General features: G+C 49.9%; 23 protein-coding genes. 7 read left to right on the top strand and 16 right to left on the bottom strand.

Going from position 1 to position 22,775, the window contains the following annotated elements; translation table 11 throughout:
• Positions 1 to 62 precede the first annotated feature (62 nt).
• Positions 63 to 1,586: a glucose-6-phosphate dehydrogenase gene (gene zwf, locus FHS19_RS06670; RefSeq protein ID WP_183580372.1), complete on the bottom strand. Its 1,524-nt coding sequence runs from the start codon at positions 1,584 to 1,586 to the stop codon at positions 63 to 65.
• A gap of 149 nt (positions 1,587 to 1,735) precedes the next feature.
• On the opposite strand from zwf, the gene FHS19_RS06665 reads away from it, so the two are divergent.
• The gene (locus tag FHS19_RS06665; RefSeq protein ID WP_183580369.1) at positions 1,736 to 2,614 is read left to right on the top strand and encodes a LysR family transcriptional regulator; all 879 of its coding nucleotides are present in this window, start codon (positions 1,736 to 1,738) and stop codon (positions 2,612 to 2,614) included.
• Between the two features lie 84 nt (positions 2,615 to 2,698).
• Here the strand turns inward: FHS19_RS06665 and FHS19_RS06660 are convergent, their stop codons facing one another.
• Positions 2,699 to 3,574, bottom strand: a complete 876-nt coding sequence (locus FHS19_RS06660) for an AraC family transcriptional regulator (protein ID WP_183580367.1) — start codon at positions 3,572 to 3,574, stop codon at positions 2,699 to 2,701.
• Between the two features lie 117 nt (positions 3,575 to 3,691).
• On the opposite strand from FHS19_RS06660, the gene FHS19_RS06655 reads away from it, so the two are divergent.
• Entirely contained in the window at positions 3,692 to 5,227 is a 1,536-nt protein-coding gene (locus FHS19_RS06655) for a sulfatase family protein (RefSeq protein ID WP_183580365.1), read from the top strand.
• Positions 5,228 to 5,375: 148 nt separating this feature from the next.
• Here FHS19_RS06655 and FHS19_RS06650 read toward each other — a convergent pair whose 3' ends face one another.
• From FHS19_RS06650 to FHS19_RS06640, 3 genes are all read right to left on the bottom strand, one after another.
• Entirely contained in the window at positions 5,376 to 7,940 is a 2,565-nt protein-coding gene (locus tag FHS19_RS06650; protein ID WP_183580363.1) for a glycosyl hydrolase family 95 catalytic domain-containing protein, read from the bottom strand.
• Between the two features lie 226 nt (positions 7,941 to 8,166).
• The gene (locus FHS19_RS06645) at positions 8,167 to 8,964 is read right to left on the bottom strand and encodes a polysaccharide deacetylase family protein (RefSeq protein WP_183580362.1); all 798 of its coding nucleotides are present in this window, start codon (positions 8,962 to 8,964) and stop codon (positions 8,167 to 8,169) included.
• A 72-nt stretch (positions 8,965 to 9,036) separates the two neighbouring features.
• Positions 9,037 to 9,948, bottom strand: coding sequence for a LysR family transcriptional regulator (locus FHS19_RS06640; protein WP_183580361.1), 912 nt, complete (start codon positions 9,946 to 9,948; stop codon positions 9,037 to 9,039).
• Between the two features lie 214 nt (positions 9,949 to 10,162).
• On the opposite strand from FHS19_RS06640, the gene FHS19_RS06635 reads away from it, so the two are divergent.
• Positions 10,163 to 10,630, top strand: a complete 468-nt coding sequence (locus tag FHS19_RS06635) for a DinB family protein (RefSeq protein WP_183580360.1) — start codon at positions 10,163 to 10,165, stop codon at positions 10,628 to 10,630.
• A 137-nt stretch (positions 10,631 to 10,767) separates the two neighbouring features.
• Here the strand turns inward: FHS19_RS06635 and FHS19_RS06630 are convergent, their stop codons facing one another.
• The 4 genes from FHS19_RS06630 to FHS19_RS06615 all read right to left on the bottom strand — a co-directional run bounded on the left by FHS19_RS06630 (position 10,768) and on the right by FHS19_RS06615 (position 13,391).
• The gene (locus FHS19_RS06630) at positions 10,768 to 11,376 is read right to left on the bottom strand and encodes an NAD(P)H-dependent oxidoreductase (protein ID WP_183580359.1); all 609 of its coding nucleotides are present in this window, start codon (positions 11,374 to 11,376) and stop codon (positions 10,768 to 10,770) included.
• Between the two features lie 145 nt (positions 11,377 to 11,521).
• Positions 11,522 to 11,833, bottom strand: coding sequence for an ArsR/SmtB family transcription factor (locus tag FHS19_RS06625; RefSeq protein ID WP_183580358.1), 312 nt, complete (start codon positions 11,831 to 11,833; stop codon positions 11,522 to 11,524).
• Positions 11,834 to 11,907: 74 nt separating this feature from the next.
• Positions 11,908 to 12,444 (bottom strand): GNAT family N-acetyltransferase, encoded by a 537-nt coding sequence (locus tag FHS19_RS06620; protein ID WP_183580356.1) that lies wholly within the window; start codon positions 12,442 to 12,444, stop codon positions 11,908 to 11,910.
• A complete protein-coding gene (locus FHS19_RS06615; protein WP_183580354.1) occupies positions 12,429 to 13,391 on the bottom strand; it encodes an AraC family transcriptional regulator in 963 nt (320 codons plus the stop codon). The genes FHS19_RS06620 and FHS19_RS06615 overlap by 16 nt, the downstream gene beginning before the upstream one ends.
• Positions 13,392 to 13,608: 217 nt before the next feature.
• Here FHS19_RS06615 and FHS19_RS06610 point away from each other — a divergent pair, with 217 nt between their 5' ends.
• Positions 13,609 to 13,911 (top strand): Atu4866 domain-containing protein, encoded by a 303-nt coding sequence (locus FHS19_RS06610; protein WP_183580351.1) that lies wholly within the window; start codon positions 13,609 to 13,611, stop codon positions 13,909 to 13,911.
• A 30-nt stretch (positions 13,912 to 13,941) separates the two neighbouring features.
• A complete protein-coding gene (locus FHS19_RS06605) occupies positions 13,942 to 14,679 on the top strand; it encodes an SDR family oxidoreductase (RefSeq protein WP_183580348.1) in 738 nt (245 codons plus the stop codon).
• Between the two features lie 85 nt (positions 14,680 to 14,764).
• Here FHS19_RS06605 and FHS19_RS06600 read toward each other — a convergent pair whose 3' ends face one another.
• Both FHS19_RS06600 and FHS19_RS06595 read right to left on the bottom strand, forming a co-directional pair.
• Positions 14,765 to 15,676 carry a GNAT family N-acetyltransferase gene (locus tag FHS19_RS06600; RefSeq protein ID WP_183580345.1) on the bottom strand — a complete coding sequence of 304 codons (912 nt, stop codon included), beginning with the start codon at positions 15,674 to 15,676 and terminating at the stop codon, positions 14,765 to 14,767.
• A 128-nt stretch (positions 15,677 to 15,804) separates the two neighbouring features.
• A complete protein-coding gene (locus FHS19_RS06595; protein WP_183580342.1) occupies positions 15,805 to 16,362 on the bottom strand; it encodes a GNAT family N-acetyltransferase in 558 nt (185 codons plus the stop codon).
• Positions 16,363 to 16,701: 339 nt separating this feature from the next.
• Here FHS19_RS06595 and FHS19_RS06590 point away from each other — a divergent pair, with 339 nt between their 5' ends.
• Both FHS19_RS06590 and trxA read left to right on the top strand, forming a co-directional pair.
• Positions 16,702 to 17,592 carry a class I SAM-dependent methyltransferase gene (locus FHS19_RS06590; protein WP_183580339.1) on the top strand — a complete coding sequence of 297 codons (891 nt, stop codon included), beginning with the start codon at positions 16,702 to 16,704 and terminating at the stop codon, positions 17,590 to 17,592.
• 35 nt (positions 17,593 to 17,627) lie between these two features.
• Positions 17,628 to 17,936 (top strand): thioredoxin, encoded by a 309-nt coding sequence (trxA, locus tag FHS19_RS06585; RefSeq protein WP_183580336.1) that lies wholly within the window; start codon positions 17,628 to 17,630, stop codon positions 17,934 to 17,936.
• A gap of 220 nt (positions 17,937 to 18,156) precedes the next feature.
• Here trxA and FHS19_RS06580 read toward each other — a convergent pair whose 3' ends face one another.
• The 5 genes from FHS19_RS06580 to FHS19_RS06560 all read right to left on the bottom strand — a co-directional run bounded on the left by FHS19_RS06580 (position 18,157) and on the right by FHS19_RS06560 (position 22,596).
• The gene (locus FHS19_RS06580) at positions 18,157 to 19,092 is read right to left on the bottom strand and encodes a phosphotransferase enzyme family protein (RefSeq protein WP_183580333.1); all 936 of its coding nucleotides are present in this window, start codon (positions 19,090 to 19,092) and stop codon (positions 18,157 to 18,159) included.
• A 66-nt stretch (positions 19,093 to 19,158) separates the two neighbouring features.
• Positions 19,159 to 19,458 carry a hypothetical protein gene (locus FHS19_RS06575; RefSeq protein ID WP_183580330.1) on the bottom strand — a complete coding sequence of 100 codons (300 nt, stop codon included), beginning with the start codon at positions 19,456 to 19,458 and terminating at the stop codon, positions 19,159 to 19,161.
• Positions 19,459 to 19,463: 5 nt separating this feature from the next.
• On the bottom strand, positions 19,464 to 20,615 hold the full coding sequence (gene wecB, locus FHS19_RS06570) for a non-hydrolyzing UDP-N-acetylglucosamine 2-epimerase (protein WP_183580327.1): 1,152 nt from the start codon (positions 20,613 to 20,615) through the stop codon (positions 19,464 to 19,466).
• Between the two features lie 183 nt (positions 20,616 to 20,798).
• On the bottom strand, positions 20,799 to 21,425 hold the full coding sequence (locus FHS19_RS06565) for a hypothetical protein (protein ID WP_183580324.1): 627 nt from the start codon (positions 21,423 to 21,425) through the stop codon (positions 20,799 to 20,801).
• A 112-nt stretch (positions 21,426 to 21,537) separates the two neighbouring features.
• Entirely contained in the window at positions 21,538 to 22,596 is a 1,059-nt protein-coding gene (locus FHS19_RS06560; protein ID WP_183580321.1) for an ATP synthase beta subunit C-terminal domain-containing protein, read from the bottom strand.
• Positions 22,597 to 22,775: the final 179 nt, after the last annotated feature.

Below are 22,775 nucleotides of genomic sequence, written 5' to 3'. Positions count from 1 at the left end.
TACAACCTCCTGTGAATGTTCAATATATGATTGGCTCGGTAAACCGAGCATAGAACCCAAAATCAGCTGGCGGTAACTTGCTCGACAAGCGGCTCGGAAGCGGCCTGGCCGGCTTCCCCTTCCTCGTCGAACCACCAATGGAATCCGTCTGCGGCAAGCAGCTCGTGAGCCGCTTCCGGACCGTGCGAGCCGGCGGCATAAGGATGCAGCGGCACCTCACCCGCGGCGAAGGCTTCCAGGATCGGCTGCACCCACTGCCAGGACAGGTCGACCTCATCCCAATGGACGAAGAAAGTCGAATCTCCGTTCAGTGCATCGTGAATCAGCGTTTCGTAAGCTTCCTGGGCTTCTTTGCGGTCCGGATACATATCGATGTATACCGGTTTAAAGCCGTTCGGGTGATCCGGGTCTTTTGCATTGAGCTGCAGCGTAATGCCTTCCTTCGGGCCGATTTCAATGACCAGCAGGTTCGGCACGGTGGCCTGCTCTGCTTGCGTCGCCGTGGTGAGCGGTTCCTTGAATTCGATCACGATGCGCGTGCTCTTCGAGGCCAGACGTTTGCCTGTCCGGATGTAGAACGGAACGCCGCGCCAGTAGTAATTATCGATATGCAGCTTGGCCGCGATAAACGTATCGTTCATCGAACCCTCGGAGATGCCGGGCTCGGCTGTGTATGCAGGAACCGGTTTGCCTTGAATGGATCCGGCTGTGTATTGCCCGCGCACGATGTTGGTAAGCACATCCTGCTTTTGCAGCGGATCCAGCGCTTCAAGCACTTGCTTTTTCTTGAGCTGGACGTTCTCTGCCGAAGCCATGTTGTGCGGTGCGTGAATGGTCAGCATCATGAGCAGCTGCATCATGTGGTTCTGGAACATATCCCGCAGGGCGCCGGCTTTATCGTAGTATCCAGCGCGCTCCTCTACGCCTACAGTTTCGTCGGCCGTAATTTGGACGTTGGCGATAAAGCGGTTCGTCCACAGCGCCTGAATCACAGGATTCGCCTGCTTCAATGCTTCAAGCCGCTGTACCATGGATTTGCCGAGGTAATGGTCGATCCGGTAAATTTCTTCTTCCGCAAAAGCTTGGCTGAGCTGGGCGTTCAGCTCGCGGGCCGAAGCAACGTCATGGCCGAACGGCTTCTCGATCACGAGGCGTTTCCAGCCTGATACGCTGCCAAGACCGCTGTTCTCGATTTGGGAAGCGATCGTACCGAAGAAGTTCGGAGCAACGGACAAGTAGAACAAGCGGTTCGCGTTACCGCCGATTCCTTGCTCCCAGGCTTCCACCCGATCTTTTAACCGGACGAAGTGATCCGTCTCATCAATGTGCAGGATGTTGAATCCGAAGAGCCGGATGAAAGACTGCAGGGAGTCGTCCTCTTTCACGTCCAGCCGGTAAAAGTCGTACAGCGACTGCTTGACGTGAGCCTGGAATGTCTCATCCGTCATTTCTTTACGGCCGAGGCCGATCACGGAGAAAGCTTCCGGAAGCTTTCCATGAATATATAAATGATACAGAGCAGGGTATATTTTGCGCTTGGCCAAATCGCCAGTCGCACCAAACAATACAAAAGTTGTAGGATTCATCTCAATTGCTCCTTCCTTTCAAAGCTCTACGACTTCCACTTTTTGCTGCTGTCGAAAAAGCTCTGGTTTCTGTGTCTTGGATTCACTATAATACAAATATGTGCCATACATGTAATCAATATATTTCTGAGGAGATATAGACCATATCTATGACTAACAATTACGAGTTGTATAAAGTGTTTTATTGGGCCGCAAAGACGGGAAGTTTAACGCAGGCTGCCAAGGCACTGTACCTGACACAACCTAGCGTCAGCCATGCTATCAAGCAGCTGGAGGAGCGGATCGGCGTCACGTTGTTTTATCGCAACTCCAAAGGGGTCAGCCTGACACAGGAAGGCAAGATTTTATTTTCCTATATTGAGCAATCACAAATCCTCATTTCGCTGGCAGAAGAAAAAATGGTGGCCCTCAAAAATTTGGACAGCGGCGAGCTGCGGATCGGCGGAAGCGATTCGTTGTTCAAGCACTATTTGCTTCCTTTTCTCGAGGACTTCCATGTCAAGTATCCGGGAATCAAGCTGCACCTGAATCACGGCACGACACCGGAAGTGATCTCCTATCTGAAGGAGGGACGGATCGACCTCGGCGTTGTTCGGATGCCGATCTTTGACTCCCAGCTGGAGGTAACAGAGAGCATTGAGCTGCAGGACTGCTTTGTGGCGGGCGAACGATATGCGGAGCTGAAAGGACAGGCGCTGTCCATGGAACAGCTGATGGAATATCCCGTAATTCTGTTCTCACGGAACAGCCGGGTGCGTATGGCCATTACAGAGCTGTTTGAAAAATACGGACACGAGCTGAAGCCCGACATCGAGGTGGGAAGCGTCGATTTGCTGATCGAATTCGCCAAGCGAGGGCTGGGCATTTCGTATGTCACGCGCGAATTCGTAGCGAAAGAGCTGAAGGAAGGCTCTCTTTTTGAAATTGAGCTGGATGTTGAGATCCCCCCTTCCAAGGTAGGCCTCATGGTGATGCGAAACATGCCGATTTCGGCAGCAGCAACAAGATTTATCGAGGTGGTCCATTAGTCGTCCGCAGAACACTAGAGAGACCAATGCAAAGAGGATGCCGTTTTAGGTGGCGTCCTCTTAATGCATCATCTTCCCCAAAATTTAGCGCTGCTTCCGGTACGCTGACGGGGACATCGAACAGTAGTTTTTAAAGGCACGGGTAAATGCAAACAGGGTCGGATAGCCAAGGGAATAGGCGATCTCCGTAACGGCGGCCGACGTCCCGGACAGCATTTGCTTGGCCTTGTCCATCTTGACCTTGGCAATATACTCGGCTGGCGTCATCCCTACAAACTTCGTAAACTGTGTCGAAAAATAGGTACGGTTCAGGCCGGCATATTCGGCTACCTGCTGAACGGTGATCCCCTCCGCGGCATGCCAATCGATGTACTCGGTCCACTGGGATGCTTTGCTTTTTTTTATCACTGTTGCAGCGGGCCGATGAGGTTCTTCCGCTGCTTTGGAGCTTGAGATAAGCTGGGATAACACCTGGTACAGCAACCCTTTTAGGTTTAAGGCGGCGGCAACCTGATCCGTCTTACCTTCCTTCCACTCCGCAAACAGGCGCCGGATCAAGTTCGCTGCTTCGGGACTCCACAGCCCTCTGGAGCAGGGTACATCCGGGTGAAAGCCTGCCAGATTCAGCATCGGTTCCATGCCGGAACCATCCATGGCCAGCCATGTTAACTGCAGAGAATGATCGTCGTCCGGCTTGTAATACATATAGGTACGGTTCGGATACATGCAAAAGGCATCGCCTGCCTGGAGCCTGTACGTGTGCCCCTCATATTCAACCATCAGGCTGCCAGCCCTGACAAAATGAATACTGTAGCATTCAATTCTGCGCGGACCGATCCGGTATCCCGGCTTAGCCGTACTCTGACCCGCCCTGACCAACCAGAATGGAGTGCCTTTGTCGATCCTGGTCGGCGTGTAATATAAAAACTCCGCGAATTCGTGATCATATTCCTGCATCATGTATTCTCATCCTCCCAATCACCTTTACATGAACCGACAAAATGATAAATCTATCATACAATACGCCATTCTCTTTGAGCACCCCTTTACATATAATCAGTTCGAGGAGGATGACGGATGAAGAAACCTAATATTTTGTTCATTACCAGCGATCAGCAGCACTGGAATACGATTGGCGCCTTTAATCCTGAAATACATACCCCGAATCTGGACCGGCTTGTCCGGGAAGGGACCACGTTCGATCGGGCGTATTGCCCCAATCCGACCTGCACGCCGAGCCGTGCTTCGATGATTACCGGCATGTACCCGAGCCAGCATGGCGCGTGGACGCTCGGCACCAAATTGCTGGAGGACCGACATACGGTAGGCGAAGATTTCAAGCAAGCCGGTTACCGGACCGGGCTGATCGGTAAAGCACATTTTCAGCCGCTAACGTCGACCGAGGAATTTCCGTCCCTGGAAGCCTACCCCATTCTTCAGGATTTGGAGTTTTGGAAAAATTACAAAGGTGGGTTCTACGGTTTTGACCACGTGGAGCTGGCGCGGAACCACACCAATGAAGCCCATGTCGGACAGCATTATGCGCTGTGGATGGAAGAGAAAGGCTGCCATAACTGGAGAGACTACTTCCTGCCGCCTACGGGCACCATGGACCGGGATCAAACGTATAAATGGCCGATCCCCGAAGAGTACCATTACAATACCTGGATCGCCGAGCGGACCAATGCTTTACTGGAACAATATCATGAAAACGACGAAAGCTTTTTCCTGTGGTCCAGCTTCTTCGACCCGCACCCGGAATACCTCGTTCCCGAGCCATGGGATACGATGTACGATCCCGAACAGCTCACCATCCCGGAGATGGTTCCGGGCGAGCATGACCGCAATCCGCCGCATTTTGCCAAAACGCAGGAGGCGCATCCCGACTTCACATACCTGCAGGAAACGGGACATGGCATTCACGGTTACCGTTCGCATCATTATTACGAGTACGGCAGCAGGAAGCGATTGACGGCCTATGACAAGAAAAAGCTGGTCGCCGTCTATTACGGCATGATCAGCATGATGGATAAGTACATCGGGCATATTCTCGATAAGCTGGAGGAGCTGGGAATGGCCGATAACACGATCGTCGTCTTTACGTCGGATCATGGGCATTTCTTCGGACAGCACGGTCTGCAGGCAAAGGGCGGGTTTCATTATGAGGACTTGATCAAGCTGCCGTTTATCGTCCGGTATCCCGGTGAAGTGCCGGCCGGCAAGCGGAGCAGCGCCATTCAATCTTTGGTGGACCTGGCTCCGACCTTCTTGTCCCTATGCGATCTGCCGGTTCCTTATGCCATGACGGGCATCGACCAGAAGAAGGTATGGCTCGGGGAAGCCGCGCAAGCGCGGGATCACGCTATGTGTGAGTTCAGGCATGAACCGACCACCATCCACCAAAAAACGTATGTAGATGAACGCTATAAAATCACGGTCTACTACAATCAGACTTACGGTGAAATCTTCGATCTGCAGGAAGACCCCGGAGAGCTGAACAATTTATGGGATGATCCGGAGCACGCGGCCCTCAAAACCGAACTCCTGCTGAAATACGCCTGGGCGGAGCTCGGCAAAGAATCCATGCCAATGCCGAGAATTACCGGAGCATAGGACCTGTCAGGCCCGATCCAAACGACGGGAATGCTTGGCTGCGGCGTAATGAAATTCATGTACCTATGAACGTTCGACCGTAAGAGTAACAGCAGCGTATCCAAAAAGGCCGATTCACATCGCTGTGAATCGGCCTTTTCCAACTCATTTATCGTTTCGGATACAGTTCGAATCGATCTCCTGATTCCGTGTCAAACTGGAGCAGCGAGCCTTCCAACACCTGCACTCCGCCGCTCTTTTTCCGCAGCTGAACCTGCACCCCATCCCATGGATTCCGGATACGGCACTTCCCACCCAAAGTGGAAGTAACGAGCACATATTGTACATGGCCGCCCTGAACTGCCGATCTGACGTTAAATCCACCAGGACACCATAACGAAAATTCCGCGTCCCAATCTACAGGGCATGCCGGGAACAGCCGGATAACCGCATCCTGGCCAGGGCCTGCAGGCTGACTTTGACACAGCGCCGATTGTAACGCAGCAGCGGCGTTGCCGAGACGCTGAATGCTGATGCAGTTCACCCCTTCCCTGACGGTCAAACGGTTTTCAAACGATCGGATTTGGCCTGTATCGTCAAAATAGCAGTAATCCCGCTCCGCGTTGACACATTCCAGCTGGGCCAGCACAACCTGCTTAAAAGGCTCGGCCAGCCCCATGTTGGCCAGAACGCGCGCCATGCCCGACATTTCAGAGGCAGCCCGGCTCCAGTCGTGGCCGAGAAGCTCCTCCTGATATCGAATCGTCGCCAGAGTCGTCTCGAACATGTCACGGTTTCTATCGGCGGTTTCGAGGGAACATAGGCTGCCGAAATAGGCAGGCTTTACGTCGATATGGCTTTTATGATCCAACACCGGGCCTAGAGCGCCGACCCATACGGCCGCTTCCCCCTCTCCCGTTTTCAGGACGGCGTCTGCTTGGTCGCTTCGCGGCAGCGGGGCCAGATGCTCGTAAAGCTCCTTCCACGCCGGTCGGACATCGCGGTCCACTCCGAGAATGCCCGATGCCCGGAGGACGATCGGGAAGATTGTATGCATGCCCGCCATCGCGTCCATCGTGTCTTTGCCGCCGTAATATTTTTCGTCGCTGGTCGTGTGATACATATGATACAGACCGTCCTCATCCTTCCGCAGGTTGGGGTAGTGGCGGAAAAACTCGGCGGCGCCCCGGATGATTGGATAGGCCCGCTCACGCAGCCATTCTTCATCCTTGGTGAACTCATAGTACAACCAGTAGTGATATGCAATTCCGACCTGGGTAGCGAACATGTGCGTCGTGAACCCAAAGGGGCCATAGCCTCGTTCCTTGTACGTGAACCTGCCGTCCACATACTTTTCGTGATACTTCCAGTTCCAGCGGCTCTCATGCGGCCGCTTGGAGTAAGCATACTCGCGAAACCGGGCGGACATCTGCTTCCACGGCTTGCGCAGCAAATAGAGGTCCCTCATTTCTTCGGCAATGTCTTCCGACAGCTCCTCCACCCCGTCAAAGGACACGACTTCCGGAATATAAATGCCTTGGCTTCCCCACTGCTGCCTTGCGGCGGCTGCACAGGAGTCGTACATGGCCGAATACATGTTGAAATATGGATGGAACAGCTCATAATGCCCGGTTGGAAGCACGGCGTTATAATACAAATTCATATTGTTCCACCAATGCATGGCGCCCCAGTGCCGAAGATCCCCGCGCGGGCTGAGCAGCATGCCGCCGAAATTCGGAGGAAACCGCGAATCCCGTGAGTTCGATGCCATCAGGTAAACATAATACGTATAATGCTGTTCGACAAATTCGGCACGGCCGTCCCCGCTTCTAAGGCGGATATACGATTTGTCCCAAAAAGAATGCCACCATTGGCGATGTTCCGAAAGCAGCGCGTCATATCCCGACCGCATGGCATGACGTACCGTTCGGATCGCTTCCTCGATGACATCTTCCTGCTCATCAAAGCTGGCTGCACTGCTCATAAAGATATCAAAACTGCCGTTTCCAGGTTGAATACACAGGCGCATTTCTGTTTCATTCGGCTGACCGATCACCAGACTCTCCCGATAAGCGCCGACCGGCTTCCGGCCGCCGTACTCGTCGTTCATCCTCACCTGCGCGTCCCTTCCCGTGATGGCGATGACGACCGCTGAAGCGCAGAAATAATCGCCTTCGCGGAATTGCTGATGAAGCACCATCATTCCGTCCCTTATCATGAGGCGTGATACAGCCGAGTGGTTTTTGGTCACGACCTCTGCCGGACGCAGCATTTTAAGCTTAATGTTGATCACCTGCGGCACCGGCCGGCGATCTTGGATCCGGACGCCGAACACATCATGCCCGGACGCAGCAAAGGCCTCCGCAGCCACCCCAATACCCGAAATCGATGCCGTCGCGTCATACAGACTTAGATGCTGGCGAATTCCTTTGTCATGAAACACATCCCCGCCGTAATCCACCAGGTCGATATCGACAAAGCCGCATCCGTAAGCATAATCCGAGTGCCGCTGGTTGAAGCTGTTGGTACGGCTGTTGTTCGCGTACACATCGGCCCGGTTGATTTGAAACTTGAGCGCCGAGGGGGAAGTCCAAATGAGACTGCCCATCCGGCCATTTCCAAGCGGAAGGCCGCCCTCACTACGCTCTACGGTATGGCGGTAATGCAAATCCGCCCGTGAGACATGCTCGCGCATATCGATGTTTGAAGCTTGAGATTCCACTGCTTTTTTCACTGGCCTGCACTCCCTGCGTGTGTGATAAAAAAGCCTTACGCTTTCACGCTAAATGGTGAATCCATGTCTATAATAAACGTGCGCGGGATACGGCCAGTATGAATAAGTTACGGTGGACATGGAATTTGTTACGAAACGACGAGCCGCACCAATCTAAGGGTGGCGACAAAAAAGAAAGCCGCACCTGGCGGCTTCCTCGTAAAAGGGTCTGACTCATATGGTCAGTTTATAAACGAACGATTTCCCCTGAGCGTACTTCGATGGGGTCCCCATCTACGCTAACCCACACCGATTGGGCCGACGGATTATGAATGAGGCGTGAGTCGGCGGCGTACCGGAGTCCTTCCAAGGCCTTGCAGTAGGCGTAAATTTCCGCATTGGTTGCGTACCAAATGTCGTCCTTGCCGCCGATCATCTCACCGAACCGCTCTACCAAATCCCAGTTATTGTCGTTATCGAATTCATAGCTGTGGCCCCACACGTAAAAAAGCGACATTCTCGGATATCGCTGCTGCATATGAATCCATTGATCGGCGTACTCGACCATTTGCTTATGGTGGCAGGTCGGATGCCAGCGGAGCCAGTCCTCCGGCTTATGGAAGCCGCCATGACTGTTCACCGTACGGGCGTATTCGATACCGATGGACCGCAATAGGGCCACAACCTGATCGCTGTAGGTCCCAAACGGATAGCTCATCCCTTTCACCGGATAGTTGACGAGCTCCTCCAAAGCTTTGCGGTCCGCTACCACCTGCTCCAGCACTTGGTCCGGTGGCGTCTGTTCCAGAAAGGGATGGTCCACCGTATGAGCCGAAACCTCATGACCCTGAAACAGGACCGCGACTTCCGTTTTGTCAATATATCCTGCTTTGCCAAGATTCCCGCTGTTCAGATGAAATGTCCCCTTAAGGCCATAGTCGTTCAGCAGGCGGACCAATTTGCGGTCATGATCCCGCCCGTCGTCAAAGCTGAGCGTAACCGCCTTATTCACACCATTAGGAAAACGGTCCAGTTGGATGCGCATAGATTTTATCTCCTCCCCTTTAGGTAGATGCTTCAATTCGGTCGTTTACTTGTAATTCATTAGATTCCCCATTTATCCAAGCGAACGGTTTGCACTTTCAATCACGCGTTGTATGTAGGATTGCAAAGCCTCAATGAATATACGTCCTGCCTTGCCCAAATACTTATCCGTCCGGTAAATGATGCAGATCTCCTGACTCGGCGTGGGATGCAGGAGCGAGACAGCGGTGATCTGTTCCCGGCCGAGATGTTCGAGCAGCAGCCGGGGAAGTATGCACGCACCAATCCCCTGCTCCACCATGGAGAGAAGCGTCGATAGCGTCGACGTCACCATCGGATGATGCAGCTCCATGCCTTTTTCCTGGCAGCAGGCTCGAATCAGCTTCGTGATCTGGTGATCGGGGCCGAATGTGACCATATCCAGCTCATTCAGCTGTTCAAAGGGGATGGCCTTTAATCGGGCAGCGGGATGATCCGAGCGTACGGCAAGCGCAAACTCTTCATGAAACAGCGGGATGATGGCCATACGGTCGTCGGGCCGCTCTGGCATTGTCGTGACGCCCAAGTCTCTGGTCCCGGCCAGAACCTCTTCATACACGTTCGTCGTTTCACTGACCGAAATGGACAGCTTGGGGTAAGCCCGGTGAAAATCAAGAAGCAGCGCGTCAAACAGCAGGTCCCCATCCCCTGGCAGAATGCCGATGTCCAGCGTGCCGCCCTCCATTTTTTTCAGATCCGAGATGGCTCCCTGAATGTAATCCACCCTTTCAAAGATGAGCTGGCTTTGTTCGAGCAGGATCCGGCCGGCATCGGTTAAAGCAATTTTTTTGCCGATCCTGTCAAACAGCGGCATCCCCAGCTCCTTTTCCAGAAACTTGATTTGCTGGCTCAAATTCGACTGCGTCGTGCAGAGATTTTCGGCGGCCCGGGAGAAATGCATCTCTTTACATATCGCTGCAAAGTATTCAAGCTGTCGAAGTTCCATGGACGTCTCCTTCCCATTGGTTCGTATGCTGCCATATGTAGTGATACATCCAGTATAACGGAGGACGGAAGGATTTCCCATACGATGAATGATCCATTAGTGAAAACGATTCATACCATCGGAATTACGTGATTGTTGCTTAGGATCTGGACCGGTAAACTTGGTAACAAGAACGAAATAAACCACTCCACAAACCACTAAGGAGGAATTACAAATGAGTACACAATCTATTATCAATACGGGCAAGGTGCTGCATCAGCTGGTGATCGGTCAGGTTCAGGGCATACCGGAATCGCTCGTCGACATAACGCCGGCAGGTTTCCGAAATACGATCCGCTGGAACGCCGGGCATATCGTGTTTTGGCTCGATCGATATCAGCAGCTGTGCTTCGGTTCAGCATCGACGGTTCCGGCATCCTATGAAACGTTGTTCAACAGCGGTACAAAGCCGGCCGACTGGACGATTGCGCCGCCATCCCAAGAAGAACTGGTGCAGCAGCTTGCCAATCAGCTGTCCCAGATTTCGGAGATTACGCCGGAAATGCTTGAGCAGGATCTGAAATCCCCGTTCGTGCTGGGACCCTTTGAATTCACGACCGCTGCCGAGTTATTCAACTTTGCCTTGATGCACGAATCTATCCACCTGGGGACGATTACAAGCCAGCAAAAAGCGGTACAATAGCTGGCAACGGATTGCATTCGCGAAAACATACCTCATAGCGGAAGCCCTATCAGCTAAACGAATAAAGCCTCTCCACTGCGGCTCTTGGCGCTTGGAGGGGCTTTGATTTTATGCATGTGAAGCTATCAATTACCGTGTTAAGCTCTTATACCTGATATGGCTTTCGCGCCTTCTATATAGTCTGCGTATTCCGCGGCATACTTTTCCAACTGCTCATCACTGATCTCACGGATTCTGCCAATGACAAACGGCGACCGATAGACCATTCCGGTCAGGTTAGCCGTCTGTTGAAACGGACGGAGCAGCTCGCTGTAAGAGTAATTGTGAAAGCCGCCGGCCTGGTACATGCTCGGAGAGCCCCCGGAGGAGATGGCGATGATCACCTCTTTTCCATTCAGCTTGTCCCCACCTGGCCCATGAGCCCATCCGAACTCGAACACTTCATCCATCCATTTCTTAAGCAAGGAAGGCGAGCTGTACCAGAAAAAAGGAAATTGAAGCACGACACGGTCGTGCGCCAGAAGCAGCGACTGCTCGTTTGCGATATCGATCTTTTCGTCCGGATAGACTTCATACAGCCGATGTACGGTCACATTGCCCCGCCGCTCCAGCTCTTCCGCCAGTCGCCTGTTAATGCGGGAATGCTCCAAATCGGGATGGGCAACGATCACAAGCGTGGCGGTGCTCGAGGTCCGATTAGGCTGGCTGGAATGCGTATCGTTGGTTAAGATAGAAGGACTGGTCATTCAAAAACATCTCCTTATAGTTAAAATACAATTCGTGATATGTCGATGTATTGGATAAAAAATAAATCGATACTACATATCCCGAATTATCGATTCGTTTGGTGAATAAAAACTGAATTCATTGGATTGAATCCAGTCTCTATCGTTACAAGTCTTTCCGGATGTACGTGGCGATGGCCTGAATCGCTTCTTCATCTCGTTTGTAATAGGTCCACTTGCCGATCCGGGTTGCGTGGATCAGCCCCGCCCGCTGCAGCACGGACAAATACTGGGATGTGGTCGATTGAGTCATGTTCAACTTGGCAGTAATTTGGCTTACGCATACCCCAACGTCGATCAAGTCCACCCCTTCCTGGGGGCCAAAATAGGCTTTAGGATCTTTCAACCACTCTAAAATTTGCAAACGCGCTTCATTGGACAATGCTTTAAACACTTCAATGGGTTCTAGTGATTTCATGAGCTTTATTATATCGATAATTCCCGATATGTCAACACGATGTTAAAGGTATGGATAAACCCTTTCTGATTGTGTCACCGTCTTTCATCGGACTCGTCAAAAGCAGAATTAAAGACAAAGACCGGACCATGCCACTGCTCGTTCTGAAGAAATTCTTCGCAATAACGATCGTTTTGTGTATACTCTGAAATCACATGTTTCCAAAAAGCATAGGCCGGCTTATTGCCAACCGTCTGCCTGATCTCCCATGTCCCTTTGAACTCCCCGAATAAGGTAAAGGCAGCTTTTTTGCCTACCCCTCTCCGCCTGTATTTTCTCATGATAAAAAAGTCACTGATTGAATTGGATTTCTCAGCCCTGCTCAATTTCATATACTCCTGTGGTACGTCCAGACTGACCAGAACAAATCCAGCGATTTCCCCGTCCACAGTGACCATAAAGGGCCTCCGGTATTTATCCGTCCATTGGTGATCCATGTATTTGTATAAGTATTGTCCGTGTCTGTTCAGCACATGCCCGTCAAACTCACTGCTGTCGTAGCGATACAGTTGTATGAGATGGTAGAGCAGTGTCTTATCTTCATAAGGAATAAGGCTTAACTTAAAATCCATAAATTCTTTTCCTTTCCTTTGATTTCCGCTGAAATCGTCATTTCGTCAACAATGGTGCTCCGTAATCGGCGTACGTCCCGGACCGGCGGCATTCCAAACATCCGCGCATATTCCCGGCTAAAATGCGACGGGCTCTCGTACCCGACCTGAAACGCAGCTTCCGCCGCATCGATCGATTCGGAGAAGAGCAGCCGGCGCGCCTCTTGCAATCGGATCTGCTTTTGGTACTGGATCGGACTCATCCCTGTGACTTCCTTAAAATAATCGTACAAAGACGACGTGCTCATACGGGCCTCCGCAGCCAATTCTTCTACGCGCAGAGGCAGGGCAAAATCGCGGTTAATCTTCTCAACCACCCCCGCGATTCGCTGTGCGTGGCTTCCGGTAACGGCAAATTGCATCAGAGATGAGCTGTTTTCATTCTGGAGCACGCGGTAAATGATTTCCCGCATGGCATATGGCGCAAGCACCGGAATATCCCGCGGCGTTTCGACCAGCTTCACAAGCCGCAGCACGGCATCCAGAAGCGTATCGTTCACCCGGCTTACCTTCAACCCCCGGCTGGTCTCATTTCCAGCTCGTATGGCATCACCGGATACCTGAATCACATCCAAAATTTGGTTCATATCAAAAAGGATCTGCAGGCTTAAATACGGCGTTTCATTCGATGCCTCCATCACTTGCCCTGTAATCGGTAAATGGACCGAAGCGGTTAAATAGCTGCTAGGGTCATACTGATACGCCTCTTGTCCCAACATAACGACCTTGGAACCCTGCGCCACGACGCAAAGGGAAGGCTCATAGACAGCGTATACCGGCTCGGATAACCGGGAAAAGCGAATCAAGCGCAAACCGGGAACTTCCGTCTCATGCGTACCGTCCTCCGGTGTGAACTTCTCGATGATCCGGAGCAGTTCTAATCTTTGTTTCTCGAACCATTCGTCCATCCTCTTCTTCCCCCTTTGATCCATAAGATTAGCTTTACTTTATCCTCTTCTGGAGGATTAGGCAATCATCTTGTATGATCCGGCTACCGCCTTGATTCCCATTGCAACGATAATGAACATGTAAGAAATGCGATACATGGTCCGGATAACCTAACCGTAGAACACGATGACAAGGCAGGATTCAATCCGGCTTTCGCAAATGAAAGGAGAATATTCAATGACGACTCAAAACGAACAATCCCATCCCTATGTCGGCATGTGGGTGACAAAAGACGGCTACATCCGGCATGAGCTGCTGCCGAACGGGCGGTATGACGAAGCGCGCGGTAATCGGAAGAGCGCATATCAAGGCAGATATACCATCGTAGGCGACCATATCGAATATGTGGATGATACAGGGTTTACAGCGGACGGCGATTTCCGCGATTCGGTGCTCTACCACGCCGGCATGGTTCTCTATCGTGAAATTAGCGGGGAGATGCCCCTTTTTCATCACAGTCGTTCGAATCGAGCAATTTAGCACAAATCCATTCCAAAGGAGAAATGTTCAATGTCCGAAATCAATGGAAAAGTCGTGGTCATTACAGGAGCAAGCAGCGGAATCGGCGAAGCCACAGCGAAGCTTCTTGCGAGCCGGGGCGCCGATGTCGTCATGGGGGCCAGACGCGTGGAAAGACTGGAAGCGTTGGCTTCCCTTATTGAAGCAGAAGGAGGCTCCGCCTTATATCAACAGCTGGATGTGACGAACCTTGATCAAATGCAGTCGATCATCCGCTTGGCTCAAAGCCGTTTTGGACGGGTCGATGTCATCGTGAACAACGCCGGCGTGATGCCGCTATCCCCCTTGGAAGCTTTAAAAATCGACGAATGGAACCGGATGATCGACGTCAATATCCGCGGGGTTCTGCACGGTATTGCTGCGGCTCTCCCCGTAATGAAGGAACAGCAATCTGGACATATGATTAACGTGGCTTCCATCGGTGCCTATTCGGTGACGCCAACGGCGGCGGTATACTGTGCAACCAAATACGCCGTTCGCGCCATCACGGAAGGCTTGCGGCAGGAAATAGGTGCAGGCATCCGGGTAACGCTCGTTTCACCCGGCGTAACGGAATCCGAGCTCGCTGAGAGCATTACGGACGATGAGGCAAGGGAATTTATGAAATCGTACCGGCGCAACGCTCTTCCGGCTTCCGCAATTGCCCGAGCCATCGCCTATGCGATCGAGCAGCCGGCGGACGTCGATGTGAACGAGCTGGTGGTTCGGCCCACAGCCCGGCTTGGATGACAAGATGAGTAATTAAAGCATCCGAATGGCGAATCAGGCAGCCGGTCGACAAAACGATCCGGCTGCCCGATTGTATTTTTAATGGTTACAAGTCCCGCTCATACCGAACTTCCTTCGATACCTCTCTGAACCCCACGGCATGATACAAGGATAAAGCCGATGAATTAGCGGTTTCAACCTGCAGTTCGGCACAGTCACATCCGATATTTTTGAGATAGGTCAGCGCTTGGAACAGCAAATGCTTGGCAATTCCCTGTTTTCGCCAAGGTTCTCTGACAAAAACATCCTCAATGACGCCATCCCCCTCTGCATCCACCCAAGCCATCACGCTTCCGACCAGCGTATCATTCTCCCTTACGACAAAAGAAGTCCACGCTCGATTCTTCCGGTTTTCCATGAGCCGCTCCATTCCAATTGGAGCTTCCGGCCAAATTTCCATGTCTGCTGCCAAGTATTCATGGAGGCCGGCTTCCGACGGTATGTCCCACTGGATACAGCGATATGGTGCGGAAAGAGCGAATGGATCCATTTCTCCAACCAGTTGTCGTTGCATGGTATATAAACTTTTACTGTAGCTGAACCCTTTCGATATAAAATACTGGGTATTGTTCACTTCAGTGGACTGGTTACCGATCCCAATCAACGTCTGGTGAGTCGGAGGCAGGGCTGCTTTCAACTCGTATGCCCTGTTCAGCAAAGGTTCGTATAGCAGATCATAGAGTATGTAGTCACTATCCCTATCCGGAAGCGTCTTTAAGTTGAGATAAATATGGTGTTTATGGTCCTGTGGGCTGCCAGCCGGGATTTCCGAAATGACGCTGACCTGCCCTTTACCAATGATTCGTTCTCCCTCCACCGCAATGAACACATTCGGCCAATTTGCTTCGTCTCCAACCCACCAGAAAACTGTTTCTCCTTTTGAAGTTACGGCAGCATACAAATCACCCAGCATCTGAAAATCATCTTTCGTAAAATGGCGGACTTCAATCAGTGTCATTCACGAACCTCACTTTTTAGTGATCTGTAATGCTTCTCTAATAGGTTTATTTTACCATTTTACGTTACACCTGTTTGGTAACATTCGTTTATATTCGTTTTGGAAGTTACCAATGATCAGATAGCCAATCAGGACATGGCTTGCTGGTCTAACCACTCCTTTTGAGTAAGACCGTAAATGACTCTGTCTACATATTGATCATGTAAACGTTCGTAATTCCGGATAATCCCTTCCTGCGTGAAGCCCAATCGTTCCGGAATCGCCCGGCTCCTGATATTGCCTACAGCTGCGCCGATCTCGACTTTACGAAGCCGCAGATCACGGAACGCATGAGCGACAAACGTTCTGCATGCTGAAGTCATTAAACCCTTCCCTTCAAATTGCGAACCTAGCCAGTAGCCTATTTCTGTTCGACCTGCTTCCCAATCTATCCCTAAAAAACCTATGGATCCTGCAACCTGTCCCTTGTACCATATCCCTGCCCAGTACCCATCGTTATTGGCGAATCTTTTTAACGCCCGGCCAATAAAGGCTCTTGTATCCTCGACTTTATGAGTAAGATCAGGAAACTGCAGCCACTGCCGTATAGATTCACGACTGCTGTCAATTAATTGATAAAGCTCGTTAGCATGCCTGTCTTCCAGAATCGAAATGTATGTATCATCATTGACTATAGCCTTGTACATCAAATTACTCCTCCTTTGTCAAACATAAACGTTCTCTAAAAAGATCTCAGTCTCTCGTATCAAAATTATGAAGTGATATTGACAGCTATACAATGAATTTTTCTGAAGAAGGCATTGCAAATCCTTGGAGTATATTTTATTATGGATATTAAAGATCTATAATATTGCCAAACAGAAAGGAGGATCTCACTTGAACCATATCTCTTCCCTATAGGTACTTTGGTGTGAGGTATACGATGGTTTCGGCCTAGCAAGAGACTTAATGATTTAAACATACAGACAAATTTATTTTTTTGTTCCAATTATGGATATAACAGATCTATGGAGGTTTAAAAGGTCATGAGCGATTTTTTTAATGAAGCCAGCTGGGAAAAAGCATGGAAAGAAGATCCAGATACCTATATCAACAGGTCCAAACAGGCCGGCATCGACCCGTCGCGAGACTTTGATCAGAAAGCCAAGTCTTTCCATGAGCAGTCATTTAGTCCTGAAGGAAGAAGACGAACACATCGGATCCTGAACTGGATTGAGGGACAAGGGGTATCATTCGAAAATGCCTCTGTGCTGGACATCGGTGCCGCTTCGGGCGTATTTTCGGTGCCGTTTGCAGAGCGGGGAGCCCGTGTAACGGCCGTCGAGTCCTCTCCTCCGCAAGTCGAATTACTGCGTGAAAACATAGCCAAGTTTGACGAAAACCAGGTAAAGATTATCCCTGTACCGTTTGAGGAAATCGACGTTCAAGCGAGTGGCCTGAACCAGGCTTTCGACCTCGTCTTCGTTTCGATGTGCCCGGTCATTCGCGACTGGGAGAGCGTCGAGAAAGTGCTTCAATGTGCCCGTAAATTCTGTTATATCAGTCTGCCTGTCTCTTCCGCTGAACATAGTCTGGTCAATGAAATTTGGCCGCTCGTCACCGGTGAACCTTACAGGTCCAAGCCAGCGGAAATGGGATACCTATTCCATCTGCTGTATCTCAAAGGCTATTCCTATGAGTCCCTGGTCACCCGGGAAACCAAAACGGTGGAAATGACGATAGAAGCTGCGCTGCAGGAGATGATGAGCTGGCTTCGCAGACATGGTCTGCCTGCCGATGAGCAAAACAAGACAATCGTTGCAGACTATCTGGATCAAGCATACCCGTCTGGACAAGTAACCTTTCAACAGGGTGGGCGTTTTGGCAAGGTACTGATTCGACTGCAGGATCAGAACATGTACACCAGAGAGATTTGAGGGTCGGGAAATTTATTATTGAAAGGAAGATAACGATGGCGATTCAGCATGCAACAGACTCAACGTTTAAAAATATGATGCAGACAGAAGGCGTAACGGTCGTGAATTTTTGGGCATCATGGTGCGGTCCTTGCAAAATATTTGCTCCCATTCTGGAGGAATTTGAAAGGGATACAAGTGGTTCGGTTAACGTGATTAAAGTGAATGTGGATGAAAACCCGGTGACCTCTTCCCAATTTCAGATTATGAGCATACCGACCACCCTTGTTTTTAGAGATGGCAAGCTCGTTTATCAGGAATCGGGGATTCTGCCGAAGCAGATCTTGAAGCAGCTCACGGCCTAAGCGCTTATCATCCTCAAAACAAACAAAGCCGGAATCCCTTGATGGGGAATCTCCGGCTTTTGCTTATTGTTCAACACCTTGTCTTCTTAAGGTAGCCCAATCATCAATCATCGTTTAATCATTCTGAATCAACAGGATTACTGTAAATGAATCCCCATGACCTTCCAATCGCTGAAGATTATTCCGGAACCCGGCTCAGTCACATTGGATATTGGCAACGCTACATTTCAATCTCACAGCCGTCAAAGGAGCGGCCATCCGAGATGATTTTAACAGCCTCAGTAATAGCATTCCTCTGAAAATCATTCAGTTTGCCTTCATCCCCATCCCAATCCTGCAGCCACCAGAAGAAGGAACATATATTTCGGTAATCCATAAACAATGGAATCCGCTGAATCCAATGGAAGTCCAACGGATGATGCTTGAAGTACCCTGCAAGAAAATCGTCCAAAAATCTCCGGGCAAATTCATTTTTTGACTTTCGGTCTTCTCCTGGGGACCCCCACCAAACCGCGTGTACTGTCGCAATGGCGATGTCCAGTGCGTACCAGGCATAAATGCAGTCGTCAAAATCAAATACGGTAATCGTATCTCCGTCGATCATGAAATTATACGGATGAAAATCGTTGTGGATCAGCCCATAAGCATTCTCCTCCCGAGGGAGCGAATCGATTTGGTCTTCAAGGCTTTGTAATTTTTCGAGAAGCACCCTGTACTTCCCATGCTGCAAATTCGGATTGCTGAACTCGCTCTTGCTCCAATGATCTCTTTGCCTGCCCTTTAATAAGGGTTTATACGATTTCGAATGCCTGTGCATCTGCCCCATGGTTTCTCCCCATGCATGATAGATGTTTGTCCCCCATAAGTGAGGGTTGCCCTTATCAAAGAACTTTCCAGGTGCCATACGGAAAACGGAAGCCATATAATATTGCCCCTCTTTTTCATACACGGCGGTTAACTGTTGATCCTTCGTTAAGATCGGCAAAGATGCGTTTACGCCATGCTGTACCAAATCGTGTACCCATTCCATTTCAGCGTGTATCTTTTCTGCGTAGGCGAGAGGCTTAGCCGATATTCGCAGGAAATAAAATGTATTGTTTTTCGAAAACCGGTATACCTCATTTGTTGAATGGCTAACAAACTCCAGCGTATTCACATCAAAGTCAAACGATACGGCCGCCTTGGACAAAATATCCGCTGTGACCATTTGAACCTCCATGTCTCATGTTAGCGAACTGAGGTACTGCCCGCCATGAATTTCATTACTATTTCTGTAACAGAAATCCCTGAAAATAGGGTGACCCGCTACATACAAGCCGGCTGCATCCAATTCCGTTTCGTAGATTTCCATCAGCTGATCCCCCTGCGGATCCTTTTCCAACAAAGCCTCCATAACAATCTGATCTTTAGCGGAGGGGTTCTTATTTTTGAAGTAATCCCGAATGGTCATTACCGTTTTGTTCTTACCGAATGAGCCGATAGGAAGCTCTCGGCTTGAAGCGATATAGTAGTATTGGGTCATGAGGCTCACTCCTCGAATTCATTAGGCAGGTCTTCGGTTAATCCGAAATGATGGGCAATAATATGTACGATTCTTTTGGAGGCGAGCCCGTCTCCAAATGGGTTTCTCGCATTTGCCATCCGATGATAGAAATCCGAGTCCGTTAATAGTTTGTTGGCTATGTTAAAAATAGAATCCTCTTGGGTTCCGGACAGGTACACAGCATTGGCCGAAACGGCTTCCGGCCGTTCTGTTGTATCTCGCATGAGAATCAATGGTTTGTTGAATACTGGCGTTTCCTCTTGTAATCCGCCTGAATCACTTAATACTAGATGAGAACGTGATAATAGATTGATCATATCTGGATATTCAATGGGATCCAGCAAATGGATCCGATCATGACCGGATAACATATTAAATGCGGTCTCTTGGACATATGGACTTAAATGAACCGGATAAACAATATGAACATCTCGATGTTCATCAGCCACACGGCGGATCGCATTGAACATTTGCCGCATGGGCTCCCCATAATTTTCACGGCGGTGAGCCGTTACTGTAATCAATCTTCCTTGAAGTTCGACAAGATCGTTTAATTGTTCATTATGAAAAGTATAATCCGCTTTATTGGTGAGAATTGCTGCATCGACGGCAGTTTGACCGGTAATAAAGATATTTTCGGAATCATAACCCTCTCTAATCAAATTATCCTTGCTAACAGATGTCGGCGCAAATAGTAAATCTGTAATGACATCGACAATCCTGCGATTCACTTCTTCGGGCCAAGGTGAATATTTTTGATGAGATCGTAAGCCTGCTTCGACATGCCCAACCGGTATCTTATGAAAGAACGCTGCCAAGCTACCACACATGGCGGTTTGCGTATCGCCGTGAACCAGTATCAAATCAGGTTTATCTTCATTAATGATGTTGTCGAGGCCAATAATTGCCGCTGAAGTCAAGTAGGCCAATGATTGATTCTCTTTCATAAGAGCAAGGTCAACATCGGATTGAATATTAAAATGTAGAAGAGCCTGAGACAATTGTTCTCGGTGCTGGCCGGTTACAACCACCTTCGTCTCAAACCACTCATGATGGTGGCGCAATTCTTGAACCACAGGACACATTTTCGTTGCTTCGGGTCGAGTACCAAATATTATCATTATTTTTCTCTTCATTGGCCGATTCTCTCCTTTGGTAAGTCCTCTTCTCTGCCACGATTTTAAACCGTTTCCATAATATTAGTTCGTTGCCCAGCACTACATCTCCTTTTGATTATGGATGACTCCTATCTAACACAAACAGGCCCCCGATATTCGGAGACCTGTAGTTTGTTTAACCGGGTATATCGCTCTGGTGCTTTATTCGTCCAACGCTTTCAAAATTTGACTCGCATAACCATCCCAAGACGCTTCGTCGGTGTTGATTTCCATAGCAGGAATAAGCGATTGTTTCATACACCTTCGCAGAATTTCCTGATCCTCAACAAACTTGCGGCAAGCATCGTCTGCAGACGGGTGATTCGACATTACATATTTCCGCCAGGCTTCACCACGGCTTTCGACAAATCGGCTCGGAATTGCTTCCCGGGATATCGTCAAAAGAACGCATTTTGCATTAAGACTCAGCAATCGCTGTTCCAGAGCCTCAATTTCTGAATGATCTGCGAATGCGGCGCGATGATTAAGATGAAATCTCTCCAAGATGAAAAAAATTCCGTTAGACGGTTTGGTATGTCCCAGAGATTCAATCCAACCGTGAAGCTGTTCAAGATAAGAGATATGCTGATTCAACAGCTTCATATGTTCATTGTGATCCAATGACCGGAGCACGCCGTGATCGGAATGCAGGATTTGCGAATAATGTTCACTTAACGCGATCATCGTTCGCTCGGCATGCGAACTTAAACTATGTACTCTTTTTAATGCAGACAATACGGATGTTTTCCCTGTTGTGGATAAGCCTTCGAGTATGACACCGCGAATCAAACCGTTCACCTCTTTCGATAAACATTCGATCCAAGTAAAAATCTACGGTCCGTAAGAGCCGGTCGGCAGAACCGGCCCTTTGCACCGTTTACCATATCTCAATCATCATGCTTCAGCTGGTGACTTCAAGCCGGCCTTTAAAAAACAGCTCGGAAGGCTCGGTTGTATCCATTTCACCGTCCAAGATCCGCTTCACATCGGCCAGCGTATCATAAAGCGTCAACCATTCACCCGGTTTCTTGGTATAGGGCTCGGATACGTAGAAAGGCTGTGCAAGATAAGCTTCGAGCCTTTCGCCACGTTGGTACAGCTGCAAATCACTATCCGAAATCTTCTCCACCCCCAGAACGGTCACCAGCGATCTCAGCTCTCGATAACGGCGGAGCAATTTCCGTGCCGCTTGCTGGGTGGTCAGATGAACGGCATCCAGATGCGCCCCTTCCAGAACAGTCGAGGTCGATCCGATCGGATCGATCGCAGGATAAATGCCGCGGCTGATCAGATCGGTGTCAAATCTCCAGAGGGTGTCCAAAGGTCCATACGCATTATCATCGTCCGCCGCTTCACACTTGATATCTACAAGGGCAATCGTAATTGGCCGGGCACCCACCTCTTTAAGACTTTCTCGCAAGGATAATAACTCACCGGATAAAACCTTGCTCCGATCAACGCCTAGGAGGATATCTTTCTCTCCGCGGAGCTGAACGATTTGCTGATAAACGTCCTCTTTGGCTGAATAGGAAAACTCGGATTGTGCCTGGACCAGCTCGACTCCCGATAAATCCGATTGCGGGTCCCAAAACACGGTTGCGAATCCCCGTTTCTTCATGCGGAGCATCAGCTCTGCGAGCATCACCAGCTGACCCATGTTCGGCCGCGCCACAAACCCAACCGTTCCCCCGCGAACAACCGGGGCGAGCAAATCCAACGCTTTTACACCTGTCTCGATCATACGAACACCACTCCCTCTAATAATGAGTTCATCAAGACTGCATCCCGCCAAAGAAGCAAGGGCCACCAACGTTCTCACTTCAGCGCGGCCGACGGGGATTTTCCCTGTACATAGATTGGAAACCGTTGCCGCTCTTAGACCAGCCTCACGTGCCGCAGTCGTTAAATTCGGTACGCGTCGGCGCAGCAGCGGAACGTTAAGCTGTAATTCCTCATCCATTTTTAGCACCTCCTTACTCTATATAGTAATTAAAATTACTCTTTAGAGCAATAGATAGTGAGGAGAAATTTGTGAACGGATAAGCCGCCAGGATTTTGTAAAGCCCGAATAAGCCCCTCGCTCTCAAACGATGCATGCATTTATATAGAAAAATTGATGGCCAGTCCATTCTCCGGGCA

This window comes from Paenibacillus rhizosphaerae (assembly GCF_014192015.1).
Taxonomy (GTDB): Bacteria; Bacillota; Bacilli; order Paenibacillales; family Paenibacillaceae; genus Paenibacillus_AQ; species Paenibacillus_AQ rhizosphaerae.
This window is presented reverse-complemented; position numbering and strand designations above follow the sequence as displayed.